We start from the raw sequence: 16,296 nt of genomic DNA on the forward strand, positions 1-16,296 counted from the left end.
AATGGCAAAATTAATTGAATTAAGTAATCTTACAAAAGAATACGATGGTCAAGTAGTTTTAAAGGGTATTCATTTAGATATAAATGAAAAGGAATTTGTAACATTACTTGGTCCTAGTGGTTGTGGAAAAACAACGACACTTAGAATTTTAGGTGGATTTGAAGAAGCGAATAGTGGAACAGTACTTTTTAATGGTCAAGATATGGCAACACTACCACCACATAAAAGAGAATTAAATACAGTATTTCAAAAATATGCTTTATTTCCACATATGAATGTATTTGATAATATAGCATTTGGTTTAAAAATTAAAAAATTAGATAAACAAACAATTGATTTTAAAGTCAATAGAATGTTGAAATTAGTAAATCTAGAAGACTATGGGAAAAGACAAATTAATCAACTTTCAGGTGGTCAACAACAACGTGTTGCTATTGCTAGGGCATTAGTTAATGAACCAAAAGTATTATTATTAGATGAACCTTTAGGAGCATTGGACTTAAAATTAAGAAAGTCAATGCAATTAGAATTAAAAAATATTCAAAAAGAAGTAGGAATTACTTTTGTATATGTTACACATGATCAAGAAGAAGCATTAACGATGTCAGATACAATTGTAGTAATGAATGAAGGAGCAATTCAACAAATAGGGTCACCTATTGATATTTATAATGAACCTGAGAATCGTTTTGTAGCACAGTTTATAGGAGATTCAAATATAATTGAAGGTACTTTTGTAAAGGACTTTTTGGTGAATTTTGATGATGTTAATTTTGAATGTGTTGATAAAGGATTTGATGAAGGACAAGAGATAGATATTGTTATTCGTCCTGAAGATATTGATATTGTAGAAGTGGGTAAAGGGAAAATAAGAGGAGTAGTATCTTCTATTGTATTTAAGGGAGTACATTATGAAATAATGGTTACTTCTAATATTCGTGAATATAAAATACATACAACAGACATAAGTGAACTAGGGAAAACAGTAGAATTAGATTTCTGGCCAGAGGATATCCATGTAATGGATAAATTAGGAATGTATTAATGAAACATTTTAAAAAATTAATAGGTCCTTATTGTTTTTGGTTGTTTGTATTAACATTTGTTCCAATGTTACTTATTCTATTTTATGCATGTGTAGAACAAGGGACTGCAATTACTACATTTTCGTTTACGTTAGATAATTTTGCAAAGTTTTTTGATCCTGTTTTTGTAGCTGTTTTGGTTCGTTCTTTTTTTATTGGAATTGTTACTACGGTTATTTGTTTGTTAATAGGCTATCCAGTAGCTTATGCTATTACTAAGTTTAAAGAGTCAACACAAACAATACTTATTTTGTTGATTACTTTTCCGACTTGGATTAATTTATTGATGAGAACTTATGCTTGGATTAGTTTGCTTAGTAAAAAAGGTATTATTAATAGTTTTCTTGCAAGTTTAGGTTTACCGGTATTTGATTTGTTATATACGGATTTTGCAGTTGGTATTGGGATGGTTTATAATTTTTTACCATTTATGATTTTACCTATTTATACTGTTTTATCAAAAATGGATCATTCTTTATTGGAGGCTAGTAATGATTTAGGGGCTAGTCCAATGGCTACTTTTCGAAAAATTACGTTACCTTTATCTTTTAGTGGGGTGTTGACGGGGATTACCATGGTTTTTTTACCGGCTATTTCATCGTTCATTATTCCTAAGTTATTAGGTGGAGGACAATATACTTTGATTGGAAGTTTTATAGAAACACAATTTATTACAATTGGGAATTGGCACTTTGGTAGTGCGATATCTTTGATATTGGCTTCATTGGTAATTCTTGCAATGGCTTTGATGCATAGATTAGAAAAATATGCGGATAGTTCTGTTGCTGGGGAGGATCGATAATGAAAAAATCAAAAAAAATACCTAGTATTGCATTAATTAGTGCATTGATTTTCTTTTTATATTTGCCACTTGTTATTATGGCTATCTTTTCTTTTAATGATTCTACTTCTTTATCTGTTTGGGAAGGATTCTCATTTTGTTGGTATGCTGATTTAATTGATAATTCTAGCATGATCGATGCAATTAAAGTTTCTTTATCAGTAGGCATCATTGCTACTTTTGTTTCTGTAGTATTAGGAACTATGACAGCAATTGGTTTATCAAAGAATAAAAAGGTAGTACGTAGTATGCTTTTACAAGCAAATAATATTCCTATTATGAATCCTGAAATTGTTACAGCAGTTTCATTAATGATATTCTTTTCCTTTTTAGGAATGGAAAAAGGTTATACGACTTTACTTTTAGCACATATTGCTTTTTGTACACCGGTTGTTATAACGAATGTTTATCCAAAAGTAAAGCAGTTAGACCCTAATTTAGCGGATGCTGCAATGGATTTAGGCGCTAGCCCATTTCAAGCTCTTATTAAGGTAATTATTCCACAAATTAAGCCAGGGATTTTTACGGGAGCTTTAATGTCTTTTACAATGTCGTTTGATGATTTCATTATTTCGTACTTTGTGACAGGAAATGGGGTTGAAAATATATCGATTGTTATTTATAACATGACAAAAAGAACAAATCCTAGCGTGTATGCATTATCAACAATTGTATTAGTTGTTGTCTTGTGTGCTGTTCTTATTGGAACAATTGTTCCAATGATGGTAAAAAAGAGAAGGAGATTAGTTAGAAATGAACAAAATGTTTAAAATGTTTTTAGCGAGCTTACTAGTAGTTGGGCTTACAGGTTGTGGAAGTAGTGATAGCGACAAAGAAACTTTAAAAGTATTTAACTGGGGAGAATACATTGATGAAGATGTCTTAGATGCTTTTGAAGAGGAATATGATTGTAACATTATTTATGAAACATTTGATACAAATGAATCAATGTATGTTAAATTACAAGGTGGTAATTCTTATGATGTAATGATTCCATCAGAATATATGATTGAGAAATTAATTGAAGAAGATTTGATTCAAGAAATTGATATGTCTTTAATGACAAATTTAGATGGATTAAACCAAGATGTTTTATATCAAGATTTTGATCCTGAAAATGTATATTGGGTTCCTTATTTCTGTGGAAATGTAGGAATTGTTTATGATACTACAATTGTGGATCAAGAGGATGTAGAAGAAGGTTGGAGTCTTTTAATGAATGAAAAATATGCAGGAAACATTTATATGTATAACTCTGTAAGAGATTCATTTATTCCAGCATTAAAATCATTAGGATATTCTATGAATAGTACGGATGAGACTGAAATTGCAGAAGCAGCACAATGGTTGATAGACCAACGTGAAATAATGGATCCTGTATATGTTGGGGATGAAGTTATTGATAGTATGATTCGTGGTGAAAAAGCAATTGCTGTATTATATTCAGGAGATGCAGCAACGGTATTGGCTGAAAATGAAGATATGGCATTCTATTTACCAGAAGAAGAAGGAACTAACTATTGGTTTGATGGTATGGTTTTATCAAAAGATTGCGAAAATGTAGAATTAGCTACTGCATTTATGAATTATATGATTAGTGATGAAGTTGCATTATTAAATACATTGGAAGTAGGTTACTATAGTACAAATGTATATGCTGCAAGCGTAGCGTCACAAGATGAATTTGTTGGAAATGATGCATATTCTTTCGTGATTGGTGAAAATGATGAGTGTTTTGCTTATCAAAGCCAAGAAATAATTGAATTATATAGTAGTTATTGGGAAAAAATATTAACTCAATAATAAAAAAAGCAACTGAAAAGTTGTTTTTTTTATTATTTTATGTCGTTTGTGATAAAAAAACGTCGTTTGTGATAAAAAGTGGAATTTATACTAAAATAGTAGTATTATGATAAATAACGTTCAGTTTGTGTGGTATTGAATTGAATGGAATTTAAAAAATATGGGGAGGATTATATGCGTATATTAATGATAGACGATGATCGAAGTTTTTTAGATAAATTAGAACCGATGGTTATCTCTGCTTTTAAGACAATTATTTCAAATGTAAGTGTTAGTACTATTAGTACACAATTTTCAGATAATATTAATATTGATGATTTTGATATATTTTTAATTGATATTCATTTAAATGATTCTCATACAAATGGTCTGAAGATTGCTTCTAGAATACGTCAAGTTAGTGAAGAAAAAATTATTGTTTTTATTTCTAGTAAGACAGGGTTAATGCATCGATCATTAGAGGTACAACCATTATATTTTGTTAGAAAAGCGCATTTAGAAGCAGATTTAGATAAGTTGGTATTAATAGTAAATAGAAGATTAAGTAAAAAATTTATGATGACAGTATTTGATTATAATGGAAGAAGAATGTCTTTGTTTCATAATGATGTATTATATGCGGAGTCGTTTGGACATCATATTGTATTACATACAGTAAGTGGTGAGTTAGATTTTAGGATGAGTTTTTTAGATTTCTTTGAAAAGTTTCCAGAAATTAATTTTTTACAGATTCATAAATCATATGCTATTAATTTAGATAAGGTAGTAAAACTGCAAAAACAAACAGTGGTTTTGGATAAAGATATTACGCTGACAGTAGGTAGAAAATATGCAATTGAGTTAGAGGAAAAGTACAAAGAAGATTTGTTTAAAAAATTATAATTTTTTTCTTAAGAAAAACAATGCTATAGCTACAAAAAGCAAAAATCGTATAAAAAACATAGAAATAATAATTGCAATGCAAGTAAAGATATGATATTATAAACTAGCTGAAACAAGCCACTATCTGGTTAAAGTTTATAGCAAAAAAACAGTTTAATAATTCAAAATATACTTGCATTTATTATTTCGTTAGTTTATAATAAATAAGCAACGTGTTAGAAGATAATGATGGTTCCATGGCCAAGTTGGTAAGGCTACAGACTGCAACTCTGTCATCATCGGTTCGAGTCCGGTTGGAACCTCCAATGTTGCCCAGGTGGCGAAACTGGTAGACGCACAGGACTTAAAATCCTGCGGACCTTAAAATCCGTGCCGGTTCGATTCCGGCCCTGGGCACCATTTAAAATTATGAAATCAAAAAAGTTTAAAAAGTTCTTGCAATGGTTATACGGCTGTGATAAGATGATTAAGCGTTCCGGTTTCAACTTGCGCTAGTAGCTCAACTGGATAGAGTGCTTGACTACGGATCAAGAGGTTGTGGGTTCGATTCCTGCCTAGCGCGCCAATTATATTTCGGGAAGTAGCACAGCTTGGTAGTGCACCTGGTTTGGGACCAGGGGGTCGCAGGTTCAAATCCTGTCTTCCCGACCATTTAAAATTTATACCAAGTAATGGGGCCTTAGCTCAGCTGGGAGAGCACCTGCCTTGCACGCAGGGGGTCAGCGGTTCGATCCCGCTAGGCTCCACCATTATTAATGTTTACGCCATGATGGCGGGGTAGCTCAGTTGGCTAGAGCAATCGGTTCATACCCGGTCGGTCGGGGGTTCGAATCCCTTCCCCGCTACCAATTTTTTAAAAGGTGCCCCAGGTACGAAACAACAACAAGGACCCTTAGCTCAGTTGGTTAGAGCTACCGGCTCATAACCGGTCGGTCGTTGGTTCGAGTCCAACAGGGTCCACCAATTTAATATCGCGGAGGTTTACCCAAGCCCGGCTGAAGGGATCGGTCTTGAAAACCGACAGGGGATGAAAGTCCCGCGGGGGTTCGAATCCCTCAACCTCCGCCATTTTTAAAAAAGTAAATAGAGTATTATATTATCGCGGGATGGAGCAGTCTGGTAGCTCGTCGGGCTCATAACCCGAAGGTCGTTGGTTCAAATCCTTCTCCCGCAACCATTATGGTCTGGTAGTTCAGTTGGTTAGAATGCCGCCCTGTCACGGCGGAGGTCGCGGGTTCGAGTCCCGTCCAGACCGCCATAATGGCTCCATAGCTCAGTCGGTAGAGCAGAGGATTGAAAATCCTCGTGTCGCTGGTTCGATTCCGGCTGGAGCCACCATTTAATTGTATCGTTTGATACTTTTTTTTTACAAAAAAATAGTTAGAAAAAGACTGGATATCCAGCCTTTATTCGACAGTTACTGACTTAGCAAGGTTACGAGGTTTATCAACATCGTAGCCTTTTAATTTTGAAGCATGATATGCGATAAATTGCATTGGTATTGCTGCAACAATTGGCATTAATGATGGATGTACTTCTGGTAAATAATAAGTAGCATAAGTTCCTTCTACTTTGTTAGGTTTCGTTGTTATTAAAATAACATCACCACCTCTAGCAATTGTTTCTTGAATATTACTAATTGTTTTCTTAATAATGTTTGGTTGTAGTGCTAAAGCAATTACAGGACTTGTTTTTTCTATCAAAGCAATAGATCCATGTTTTAATTCGCCAGCAATATAACTACTTGCATGGATATAAGAAATTTCTTTTAATTTTAATGCACCTTCCATCGCAGTCGGAAAATCTAATCCTCTTCCTAAAAAGAATGCATAATGATATTGAATTACTTTTTTTGCATAATTTTTAAAAATATCACTATCTTTTATTACTGTTTTTAGAATGGTTGGTATTTCTTGTAGTTCTGTTAATAGTTGATTATCTATTAATTGATTTGTTTTCTCTTGATACATATATTTTGATAACAATAATAGAGTTGCTATTTGGGTGGTGTAAGCTTTCGTACTTGCAACTGCAATTTCTAAGTTTGCACAAGTATAGGTAGTATAATCACTTGTTCTAGCAATCGATGAAGATAGCACGTTAACAATTGATAGTGTCGTAGCACCTTTGCTTTTGGCTAGTTTTAGTGCAGCTAATGTATCTGCTGTTTCACCTGATTGGGATATAAAGATAGCTAGTGTATGTTGGTTAATAATTGGATCATTGTAGCGAAACTCCGAAGCAACAGTGCAACTAACAGGTATTTGTAAATCCTTTTCCATTATGTCTACAATACTTAAACCAGCATGATAGGCAGTACCGCATCCAACGATATAAACACGTTGGAATTCTTTTACTTTTTTGTCTAAATCTTTTAGTTCTTTGAAGAAAATTTTATTTTCTACAATACGACCTCTTAATGTTTCTTGTAAAGCAAATGGTTGTTCATATATTTCTTTTAACATAAATGATTCATATCCATCCATTTGTGCTGTTTGATTATCATAAGCAATAAAAGTAGGCTCTTTGATAATAATATTTTGTTCTAAATCATAAAAAGTTATCTTTCCTTTTTCAACTCTAGCAATCTGATAATCATCCATAAAATATACATTTTTACTATAATCTAAAATAGCAGGTATATCACTAGCTACATAACTAGCGTTGGCATCACAAGCTAGCACGATAGGACTATCTTTTTTAACAACATACATACAATCTTTATCACTCGCCACCATAATACATAATGCATAACTTCCTTCTAATTTTGGTATTACATGATTGATTGTTTCCAACATATTTCCATTATCATATTTATCTAATAGATGTACAATTACTTCACTATCAGTCATTGATAAGAATTCATAACCATCTTTTATTAGTTCTTCTTTTAAAATACTATAATTTTCAATAATACCATTGTGTACTAATGAAATCGTATTGTTCTTATTACAATGAGGATGTGAATTTTCATCACAAGGAACTCCATGAGTAGCCCAACGAGTATGACCAATCCCCATATATCCAACTTGTTTACTTTCTTTTAATGCTTCCATAAGATTTACTAATTTTCCTTGTTTTTTAGTTGTAACAAACTGATTTTCATGATTTAAAATAGTGATACCTGCTGAATCATAACCTCGATATTCTAATTTACTTAATCCTTGTATTAAAAAATCTACTGCATTGTTATTACCTATATAGGCACTAATTCCACACATTATTTCTATTCCCCTTTTCTTTATTTGTATGTCCAATTGATGATAGACATACAGTAGTCATAGTATATGTAAAGGGCTATATAAATACAATAGTATTACAGATTATGAACAGCTTGTTACAGGATATGAATTAATAATTTTATAATATGAAAATGGTTGTTTAATTGATTATTATAATGTAAACTAAAACAGTAAAATAGATGGAGGAAAGATATGTTAAAAGTGTTAATAGGCGGTATAGCTGTAGGGATGGCGAATATCATTCCAGGTGTAAGTGGTGGTACAATGATGGTTGTACTTGGAATATTTAATCAAGTAATGGATTCAATTAGTGGATTGTTTTCTACTAAGGAAACCAATCGTAAACAACATGTGATGTTTTTATGTTTTTTAGGGTTAGGAGCATGTATTGGTTTGGTTGTTTTTGCGAATGTTTTAGAGTTTTTGTTTGGGAAGTTTCCTGATCAAACAATGTATTGTTTTGTGGGGATGGTTGCTTGTTCGATTCCTTCATTAATAAAAAAAGAAATGAGTGGTGATAAGTTTGAAGCGATTCCTTTCTTTATAGGGTTTGTAGTCATTTTTGGGATTAGTTATTTTGCACCAGAGAAGATGGATACTGTTATTACTGAATTTCCACCGATTTCCATTATTTATATACTAACTATGATTTTTATAGGAATGATTGCTGGTGGGGCAATGTTTGTACCTGGTGTTAGTGGGAGTATGATTTTATTAATTATTGGTAAATATTATTTATTTAAGTCATTACTTGCGAATGTTACATCTTTTGAAATTGATATTTTAGTACCATTAGCATTTATGATGATTGGTATTTTATTAGGGATTGTGCTTAGTTCAAAAGTAACAGGTCACTTTTTAAAGACAAACCATAGTACTACTATGAATTTTGTTTTAGGATTAGTAGTTGCTAGTAGTATTGTATTAATTCCATTTAGTGCAACTTATGATATGTATTTAATTGTTACAAGTGTAATTGCCGTTGTTATCGGTGGAGTTATTGTTTTGTTATTAGAAAAGATTGCTTAGGAGAGAAAGATGAAAAAGAAAATTGGGATAGGGTTTCTTGTAATAATCATGGTTTATGCTTTGTTACAAGTAGTTCCTTATGGAAGTGGAGTTGAAACTACACCATTTAAAGTGGAACAAGGCGAAGCACCTTTGGTTATTGCCCATGGTGGAGCAAAATTATTATATCCAGAAAATACGGTTTATGCTTTTGAAAATGTATATGATATGGGTGTAGATGTATTAGAAACAGATTTATGTTTAACAGCAGATGGACAATTGATTACTCATCATAATTTAACAATTGATGATTATACAAATTATAGTGGTTATGTTAATGATTATACATATGATGAATTAAAAGAGATGAATTATGGTTATAATTTTGAATCTTTAGATGGAGAATATGTATATAGAGATACTACAGATGAAGAATTATTAGCACAATTAGTACCAATGGAAGTACAAGATATGTTTACTCGTTATGGAACAGATGTTTTATATATTATGGAAATCAAAGATGATGGAGAAAATGGAAAAATAGCTGCTGATTTATTAAATGAGTATATTGTTACTTATGGGTTACAAGAATATGTTTGTGTTGCTTCTTTTGATGAAGAAACATTAGCTTATTTTAATGAGATTAAGGATCCTAGTATTATTACTTCGATGGATGAACCAACTGCTTATGATTTTATTATTTCGAATTTAGTAGGATATGGATTCTTTATGGATTTTGATGCAGCAGGATTACAATTACCGTTAGAACAATCAGGAATTGATTTAACAAACTTTTATGTAATGTATAAAATACATCACAATAATATGTTTGTTCATTATTGGACAATTAATGATTATGATGACATGATTATGTTAATTGAAAAAGGGGCTGATGGAATTATTACGGATCGTCCTGATTTGTTATTTGAAGCTTTAGAAGAAATGGGTTATTAAGCATCTTAGGATGCTTTTTTTTAATGTCTCGACAAACAACGAGTACTTTTTTAAATAAGATGGCATAAAATAAAAAAACATACAGGAATAAAAAGTAATTTAGTACTTATGTTACGTATGTTTTAATAAGGAGGGATTTTATGAGTATTCAAAGTAGTTTGTTAGAAATAGAGAAGTCTTTGTGTAATTTAGAGAAAACAGGAGTGTATGATGTTGAAAAATTTGGACATTCACTTATTCATTTAACTAGTCAGTTGGAGTATTTTTATTGTCATTTGGTAAAAGATGGAAAGGGGAGTATTGATACGACTTATTATCGTGTACCAACAAGACCATCAGCACATCAATTAGCGTATTTTAATATTGGAAGAGGGTTTCCAAAAGAATTAATGGATGGACATTGGTGTTATGTATTAAAAGATCTGGGATATAAGATGTTAGTAGTACCGTGTACATCAATTAAAAGCTCGGTATGTAATCCGGAATTTGAAATGGATATTAAAATAAAAATGGGAAATGAATATACGAGTAGTAGAATTCAGCTTAGTGATATTCGTTCAATAGATATGCAACGCTTAGATTTAAGAAAGCCGTTTTGCGAAGTTTTAACTGATAAGCAGGATATTGTTGAGTTTATAGGTAATAATTTATTGAAATAAAAAAGACAGCAGATTGCTGTCTTTTATAGTTCTAATAAACGATTAGTATCTCTTGCGATAACTAATTCTTCATTTGTAGGAATTACATAGATTTTAACTTTTGATTCCGGTTTCGTAATTAAACGTTCTCCTGAACCATTTTCATTTGCATCATCATCTAATACGATACCAAAAGCATCTGTTAATAAATCGATAATACCTTTTCTAGCAAACGCTGAATTTTCACCAATACCAGCAGTGAAACAAATAGCATCAACACCACCTAAAGCTACAAAGTAACGTCCTATATAAGCAATAACACGACGATAGAAAATATCAATCGCTAATTGAGCTCTTTCATTACCTTCGTTGGCAGCTTGTTGAATATCACGGAAATCACTAGATACACCAGAAACTCCTAATAATCCAGATTCTTTATTTAACATTGTAATTAACTCTTTCATATCCATACCAACTACTTCAATTAAATAGTCTAATACCGAAGGATCTAAATCTCCTGAACGAGTTCCCATCATAATACCAGCTAATGGAGTGAATCCCATAGAAGTATTTAAAGATTTTCCATTTTTAACCGCACTTAATGAACCACCAGCACCTAAATGAGCAACAATTATTTTTGATTCTTCAGGATTTCCTAATAAATCAATAGCACGTTGAGAAACATAGTAATGACTAGTTCCATGTGCTCCATACTTACGTACGTTATGTTCTTCATAGAATTTGTAAGGGATTGGATAGATAAAACATCTTGGTTCCAATGTTTGGTGGAATGCAGTATCAAATACTGCAACAGCACCAGCTGAAGGAATTGCTTCTTTAAAAGCATAATATCCAGTTAAGTGAGCTGGGTTATGTAACGGAGCTAACTTTTTCAATTCATCAATATGAGCTACTACTTGATCATTAATTACTACTGACTTATCATAATATGCTCCACCTTGAACTACTCGATGTCCTACACCTTTAATGTCTTCTAAAGAGTCTACAATTTTATTTTCAATTAATGTATCCAATAATAAATGTACAGCTACTTTATGATCTTTAATTGGTAATGTTTTAACTTCTTTTTTACCACTATATTTAATTGTGAAGATAGCATCTTCGAAACCAATTCTTTCTACTACACCAGATGTGATAACTGATTCATCATTCATTTCAAATAATTGAAATTTAAGAGAAGAGCTACCAGCGTTTACTGCAATAACTTTTGCCATAATTATACCTCCTATTTATGTCTAGCTAATTATAACATTAAATTGTCGAAAAATAAAAGGAAACGTTGTAAAATTTTGTTAAATATGTATAATGTTAATGAGCCGGGGGCGCGAAAGCTGAGATAGGTGTTGCCTAGTCCCTTACGATCTGATCTGGATAATGCCAGCGTAGAGAGAGCAAATGAGTTTTTTATGCTTTCTTGGTTAATACTGAGAAAGTTTTTTTATTTGTCTAGGCTCTTGAAGAAAGAGGAGAAGAAAGATGAAATTTGAATTAACAACAAAAAACATGGTTTATGTAGCAATTTTTGCAGGGCTACAATTGGTGTTAGAATTTTTAACACAATTAACACCACAAATGCCACAAGGAGGAAATATCTCATTTTCATTAGTAGTTATTATTTTATGTAGTTATTTAATGTCTTGGAGTTATGGGGTATTGGTGTCGTTAGTATGTTTAGGATTACATTTTGTATTAGGATTTGCAACTTATTATGGAATGGCATCATTGATGTTTGACTATGTGATTCCAATGATTTTAGTTGGATTAACTGGAATAATTCCACTAGTACATATTAAAAATAAAATATTTCCGATAAGTATTATAATTATCATGGTGTTAAAAACAATAAGTCATTTATTATCAGGGTGGTATGCATTCCAAACACCACTTATTGGGAATTTAACATACAATTTACCATATAATATTGCAACATGTATTGCTTGTTATATTTTATTTATTTTATTATATCCAAGATTAAAAAATCAGTTTAAAAAATAGAAAACTTCGGTTTTCTTTTTTTATTATAAAAAGTTTCTTGTTTAAAATATTGATGCTTTTATTGAAAATATGGGTGGTAAGCTTTGAACAATGTCTAAATTTGTGTATAATAGTAATGTTATGAAATGAGGGAAAGTTATGTTAGATTCAATCACTGGAAAGAAAGTATTAATCCATTGTTATAAACACGATGGGAGTGTCCATCGTAGTTGGTCAAAGGGATTTGTATTAGAAGAAACACCAGATCACTTTATTGTTATCAATAATAAAACATTAGTGACCGAATCAGATGGGCGTATGTGGCATACCAGAGAGCCTGCTATTTGTTATTTTCCAAAGAATAAATGGTATAATGTTATTTGTATGATTCGTAAAACTGGGGTATATTACTATTGTAATATTGCATCACCGACATTGTATGATGGACAAGCTTTAAAATATATTGATTATGATTTGGATTTAAAGGTATTCCCTGATCAAAAGTATCGTATTCTAGATGAAGAAGAATATCGTGTACACGCTAAACAAATGAATTATTCATCTCAATTAGATCAAATATTAAAAAAACAATTAGAGATACTTATTGAATTAGCTAAAAATCAGGAAGGTCCTTTTAAAAAGAGCTTTACAGAACATTGGTATCATATATACCAAGATTTAACTGAACATTAGGAGATAATATGGAAATTATAGTAACTTCTTTAGAAGAAAGTATAAAATTAGGAGAAAAATTAGGTACTGTTTTACATCCGGGTATGTTGATAACATTAAGTGGTGATTTAGGGGCAGGAAAAACTACATTTACAAAAGGAATAGCTTTGGGTTTAGGTGTTCAACAAATTGTAAATAGTCCTACTTTTACAATTTTAAAACAGTATACTGGAAACTATCAATTATCACATTTTGATGCTTATCGTTTAGAAGGCCAAGAAGATGATTTGGGATTTGAAGAAATTTTTGAGAGTGATGATGTTTGTGTTGTGGAATGGGCTAATTTTATTGAGGATATTTTACCTGAAGAACGTTTAGAAATCATAATTAAAAAAATAGATGAAACAAGTCGTTGCTTTGTTTTGAAGGCAATTGGACAAAGATATCATGAAGTTTGTAAGGAGTTAGAAAGATGAAAGCATTAGTGATGGATACATCGAATAGTTACTTAGTAGTAGCTTTATTTATAGATGATCAATGTGTGGAAAAAATTCAAGAAAAAGGAAATCGTAAACAATCAGAAAATGCATTATTATACACTAAAAATATATTAGAAAAACATAATTTAACAATGCTTGAATTGGATCAAATGATTATTACGATTGGACCTGGTTCTTATACAGGTGTCCGTGTAGCATTGACAATCGCTAAAACATTAGGGACTCTAACAAATATTCAAATTAAGGTTGTTTCTTCACTTTTAGTTTATGCTGGTGACAAAAAGGCAATAAGTATATTAGATGCTAGAAGTAAGAAGGTGTTTTTAGGAGTATATGATCAAGGGGTTTGTAAACAAGAAGAACAATTGATGTTACTAGAAGATGTTTCTACTCTTTTACAACAGTATCCTGATTTTGAAGTAGTTGGAGATGTTGAGTTGTTAGGGAATGAAAGGGTAGAAGTGGATTTAGCGAATCATATTTATTTAGCTTCTTTGAAGGTAGAGGTAGTTGATAATATGGATACTCTTGTACCTGTTTATATGAAAGAGGTTGAGGCTAAAAAGTTATGTTTATAACGAAGGCTTTGTTAGAAGATATTCCTTCAATTTATAGAATGGAAAAAGATATTTTTCCATTTGCATGGCAAGAAGAAGATTTTGTTTATGAAATTAGTGAAAATCCATTCTCTTCTATTTATATATTAGAAAATGATAAGGAACTAATTGGTTATATAGGGGTTTGGGATTTGTTGGATCAAATTCAAATAACAACCATTGCAGTTAAAGAAGAATATCGTAAATTAGGATATGCTAGTAAGTTACTACAATATTGTATTGATTTATCTGATCAAAAAGGTTATCAAATGATGAGTTTAGAGGTTAGAATATCGAATAAAAAGGCGATAGCACTTTATCAAAAATATAATTTTGAAATACAAGCAATTAGAAAAGCGTATTATCAAGATAATCATGAAGATGCTTATTTAATGGTTAGGAATAAAAAGGAGGAAGAAATATGTCGTTGATTTTAGCAATTGAATCAAGCTGTGACGAAATGGCGATGGCAGTATTGAAAGATGAACGTACTTTTTTATCATCTGTTATTGCTTCTCAAATAGATGTCCATGCAATGTATGGGGGAGTAGTCCCGGAAATTGCTAGTCGAAAACATGTAGAATGTGTATCGATTGTATTAAAAGAAGTGTTAGAAAAAGCAAATATTGCAATCGAAGATATTGATGCAGTAGCTGTTACCAAAGGACCAGGATTAGTTGGATCTTTGCATATTGGGTTACAGGTAGCAAAAACAATTTCTTTAGCTTTTGATAAACCATTGATAGGAGTTCATCATATAGCAGGTCATATTTATGCTAATAATTTTGAAAAAGAAATGATTTATCCACATATGTCATTAGTGGTAAGTGGAGGACATAGTGAATTGGTTTTAATTAAGGCACCTTTTCAATTTGAGATTGTTGGGATGACTTTAGATGATGCAGTAGGAGAAGCTTATGATAAAGTAGGACGTGTTTTACAACTACCTTATCCTGGTGGACCTGTTATTGATAAAATGGCAGCTAGTGCGATTCCTACTTATGATTTACCGAATCCATTGAATGATGGTTCTTATAATTTTTCTTTTAGTGGATTAAAGTCAGCAGTTATTAATTTACATCATAATGCTACTCAAAGAGGGGAAGTTTTAAATAAGGAAGAATTAGCTGCTTCTTTTCAAAAGGTTGTTCTAACAACATTAATTAATAAGACAATGGCAGCTTGTCAAGAATTTGGGGTAAAAGAAATCTCGATTGCTGGCGGAGTAAGTGCAAACCGTGGTCTTAGAAAAGCAATGCAAGAAGCAGTAGATCGAAGAGAAGGGTTGAGTTTATCACTACCACCAATGTCTTGTTGTACGGATAATGCAATGATGATTGCATTAGCGGCCAAACAAATGTATGATAATAATGTGTTTAGTAGTATTGATTTATCGGTAAGACCAAATTTGAATTTAGAGGATGAAACGATAGGAGGTAATGATAATGGATAAAAAAATATCGAAAGCAACAATGTCACGTTTTCCAATTTATTTAAAAGCATTACGTAAAATGCAACATGAAGGGAAAGAAGTATGTTTATCAAGTGAGTTATTTGATGCGACAGGTATTCAAGATACAACGGTTAGACGAGATTTTACCTATTTATCTAAAACAGATAATTTTGGTCAAAGAGGTAGAGGATATGATGTGAAACATTTAATTGATGGACTAAGTGAAGTACTTGGATTAGGGTTGGATGAAGAAATTATTTTAATTGGGATTGGAAATTTAGGTAGTGCAATCCTTAAATATAATCGTTGGCAATATACAGTAGGAAAAATTGTTTGTGGTTATGATAAAGATAAAAACAAAGAAGGGGAACGTTTTGGAGTTAAGTTATTTTCAATAGATGATTTAGAAGCAACTTTCCCATCTGATTGTAAGATTGCGATTTTAGCAATATCTGAAAATGTTCAAGAAACAGTAGATCGTTTAATGGATTTAGGTATTAAAGGGATTGTTGATTTTACTCATAGCCATTTTACAGTAAGACCTGGGGTTGATGTTCAGGCAGTAGATGTAGTAGTAGCAATTCAAGAGTTAGTTATTAAAATGAATAGTGAACAATAATTCTTGAT

17 protein-coding genes, 11 tRNA genes and 1 riboswitch are annotated in these 16,296 nt (G+C 31.6%); of the genes, 26 read left to right on the plus strand and 2 right to left on the minus strand.

Translation table 11 applies throughout. The features are described from left to right. Window position 1: 1 nt before the first annotated feature. The 16 genes from potA to LRR82_RS02350 all read left to right on the plus strand — a co-directional run bounded on the left by potA (window position 2) and on the right by LRR82_RS02350 (window position 5,949). A complete protein-coding gene (gene potA, locus LRR82_RS02275) occupies window positions 2-1,045 on the plus strand; it encodes a spermidine/putrescine ABC transporter ATP-binding protein (RefSeq protein WP_249029898.1) in 1,044 nt (347 codons plus the stop codon). Continuing rightward, entirely contained in the window at window positions 1,045-1,887 is an 843-nt protein-coding gene (locus tag LRR82_RS02280) for an ABC transporter permease (RefSeq protein ID WP_249029899.1), read from the plus strand. Before potA ends, LRR82_RS02280 begins: the two co-directional genes overlap by 1 nt. After that, window positions 1,887-2,696: an ABC transporter permease gene (locus tag LRR82_RS02285; protein WP_249029900.1), complete on the plus strand. Its 810-nt coding sequence runs from the start codon at window positions 1,887-1,889 to the stop codon at window positions 2,694-2,696. Before LRR82_RS02280 ends, LRR82_RS02285 begins: the two co-directional genes overlap by 1 nt. Further along, window positions 2,680-3,729 (plus strand): ABC transporter substrate-binding protein, encoded by a 1,050-nt coding sequence (locus tag LRR82_RS02290; RefSeq protein WP_249029901.1) that lies wholly within the window; start codon window positions 2,680-2,682, stop codon window positions 3,727-3,729. Before LRR82_RS02285 ends, LRR82_RS02290 begins: the two co-directional genes overlap by 17 nt. 174 nt (window positions 3,730-3,903) lie before the next feature. Next, window positions 3,904-4,611, plus strand: a complete 708-nt coding sequence (locus tag LRR82_RS02295) for a LytR/AlgR family response regulator transcription factor (protein WP_249029902.1) — start codon at window positions 3,904-3,906, stop codon at window positions 4,609-4,611. Between the two features lie 230 nt (window positions 4,612-4,841). Beyond that, window positions 4,842-4,916: transfer RNA gene (locus LRR82_RS02300), tRNA-Cys, on the plus strand. 5 nt (window positions 4,917-4,921) lie between these two features. Next, a tRNA-Leu gene (locus LRR82_RS02305) sits at window positions 4,922-5,010 on the plus strand. Between the two features lie 89 nt (window positions 5,011-5,099). Beyond that, window positions 5,100-5,176: transfer RNA gene (locus tag LRR82_RS02310), tRNA-Arg, on the plus strand. Window positions 5,177-5,185: 9 nt separating this feature from the next. Further along, a tRNA-Pro gene (locus LRR82_RS02315) sits at window positions 5,186-5,262 on the plus strand. 22 nt (window positions 5,263-5,284) lie between these two features. Next, a tRNA-Ala gene (locus LRR82_RS02320) sits at window positions 5,285-5,360 on the plus strand. Window positions 5,361-5,382: 22 nt separating this feature from the next. Then, window positions 5,383-5,459, plus strand: a tRNA-Met gene (locus tag LRR82_RS02325). A 38-nt stretch (window positions 5,460-5,497) separates the two neighbouring features. After that, window positions 5,498-5,574 (plus strand) — tRNA-Ile (locus LRR82_RS02330). 12 nt (window positions 5,575-5,586) lie between these two features. Further along, window positions 5,587-5,679 (plus strand) — tRNA-Ser (locus LRR82_RS02335). A gap of 32 nt (window positions 5,680-5,711) precedes the next feature. After that, window positions 5,712-5,788 (plus strand) — tRNA-Met (locus LRR82_RS02340). Between the two features lie 4 nt (window positions 5,789-5,792). Continuing rightward, window positions 5,793-5,869 (plus strand) — tRNA-Asp (locus LRR82_RS02345). 4 nt (window positions 5,870-5,873) lie between these two features. Then, window positions 5,874-5,949: transfer RNA gene (locus LRR82_RS02350), tRNA-Phe, on the plus strand. A 68-nt stretch (window positions 5,950-6,017) separates the two neighbouring features. On the opposite strand, the gene glmS is transcribed toward LRR82_RS02350, so the two are convergent. Continuing rightward, window positions 6,018-7,832, minus strand: coding sequence for a glutamine--fructose-6-phosphate transaminase (isomerizing) (gene glmS / locus LRR82_RS02355; protein WP_249029903.1), 1,815 nt, complete (start codon window positions 7,830-7,832; stop codon window positions 6,018-6,020). Between the two features lie 213 nt (window positions 7,833-8,045). Between glmS and LRR82_RS02360 the strand changes: the two genes are divergently transcribed. The 3 genes from LRR82_RS02360 to LRR82_RS02370 all read left to right on the plus strand — a co-directional run bounded on the left by LRR82_RS02360 (window position 8,046) and on the right by LRR82_RS02370 (window position 10,474). Continuing rightward, complete coding sequence (locus LRR82_RS02360) at window positions 8,046-8,882, plus strand: DUF368 domain-containing protein (protein ID WP_249029904.1); 837 nt, start codon at window positions 8,046-8,048, stop codon at window positions 8,880-8,882. Window positions 8,883-8,891: 9 nt separating this feature from the next. Then, on the plus strand, window positions 8,892-9,815 hold the full coding sequence (locus LRR82_RS02365) for a glycerophosphodiester phosphodiesterase (RefSeq protein WP_249029905.1): 924 nt from the start codon (window positions 8,892-8,894) through the stop codon (window positions 9,813-9,815). A gap of 140 nt (window positions 9,816-9,955) precedes the next feature. Continuing rightward, window positions 9,956-10,474: a hypothetical protein gene (locus LRR82_RS02370; RefSeq protein WP_249029906.1), complete on the plus strand. Its 519-nt coding sequence runs from the start codon at window positions 9,956-9,958 to the stop codon at window positions 10,472-10,474. Between the two features lie 23 nt (window positions 10,475-10,497). Here the strand turns inward: LRR82_RS02370 and LRR82_RS02375 are convergent, their stop codons facing one another. Beyond that, window positions 10,498-11,688: an acetate/propionate family kinase gene (locus tag LRR82_RS02375; protein WP_249029907.1), complete on the minus strand. Its 1,191-nt coding sequence runs from the start codon at window positions 11,686-11,688 to the stop codon at window positions 10,498-10,500. Between the two features lie 94 nt (window positions 11,689-11,782). Next, window positions 11,783-11,881: riboswitch (TPP riboswitch) on the plus strand. Between the two features lie 69 nt (window positions 11,882-11,950). Between LRR82_RS02375 and LRR82_RS02380 the strand changes: the two genes are divergently transcribed. From LRR82_RS02380 to LRR82_RS02410, 7 genes are all read left to right on the plus strand, one after another. Then, window positions 11,951-12,469: an energy-coupled thiamine transporter ThiT gene (locus LRR82_RS02380; protein ID WP_249029908.1), complete on the plus strand. Its 519-nt coding sequence runs from the start codon at window positions 11,951-11,953 to the stop codon at window positions 12,467-12,469. A 138-nt stretch (window positions 12,470-12,607) separates the two neighbouring features. Beyond that, complete coding sequence (locus LRR82_RS02385; protein ID WP_249029909.1) at window positions 12,608-13,141, plus strand: DUF402 domain-containing protein; 534 nt, start codon at window positions 12,608-12,610, stop codon at window positions 13,139-13,141. Window positions 13,142-13,149: 8 nt separating this feature from the next. Then, entirely contained in the window at window positions 13,150-13,596 is a 447-nt protein-coding gene (tsaE, locus tag LRR82_RS02390; RefSeq protein WP_249029910.1) for a tRNA (adenosine(37)-N6)-threonylcarbamoyltransferase complex ATPase subunit type 1 TsaE, read from the plus strand. Beyond that, on the plus strand, window positions 13,593-14,198 hold the full coding sequence (gene tsaB / locus LRR82_RS02395) for a tRNA (adenosine(37)-N6)-threonylcarbamoyltransferase complex dimerization subunit type 1 TsaB (protein WP_249029911.1): 606 nt from the start codon (window positions 13,593-13,595) through the stop codon (window positions 14,196-14,198). The genes tsaE and tsaB overlap by 4 nt, the downstream gene beginning before the upstream one ends. After that, a complete protein-coding gene (rimI, locus tag LRR82_RS02400; RefSeq protein WP_249029912.1) occupies window positions 14,189-14,647 on the plus strand; it encodes a ribosomal protein S18-alanine N-acetyltransferase in 459 nt (152 codons plus the stop codon). The genes tsaB and rimI overlap by 10 nt, the downstream gene beginning before the upstream one ends. Then, entirely contained in the window at window positions 14,638-15,669 is a 1,032-nt protein-coding gene (gene tsaD / locus LRR82_RS02405) for a tRNA (adenosine(37)-N6)-threonylcarbamoyltransferase complex transferase subunit TsaD (protein ID WP_249029913.1), read from the plus strand. The genes rimI and tsaD overlap by 10 nt, the downstream gene beginning before the upstream one ends. Beyond that, complete coding sequence (locus LRR82_RS02410; RefSeq protein WP_249029914.1) at window positions 15,662-16,288, plus strand: redox-sensing transcriptional repressor Rex; 627 nt, start codon at window positions 15,662-15,664, stop codon at window positions 16,286-16,288. The genes tsaD and LRR82_RS02410 overlap by 8 nt, the downstream gene beginning before the upstream one ends. The last annotated feature ends 8 nt before the right edge of the window (window positions 16,289-16,296 follow it).

It is taken from the genome of Tannockella kyphosi, assembly GCF_021054785.1.
GTDB lineage: Bacteria > Bacillota_I > Bacilli_A > Erysipelotrichales > Coprobacillaceae > Tannockella > Tannockella kyphosi.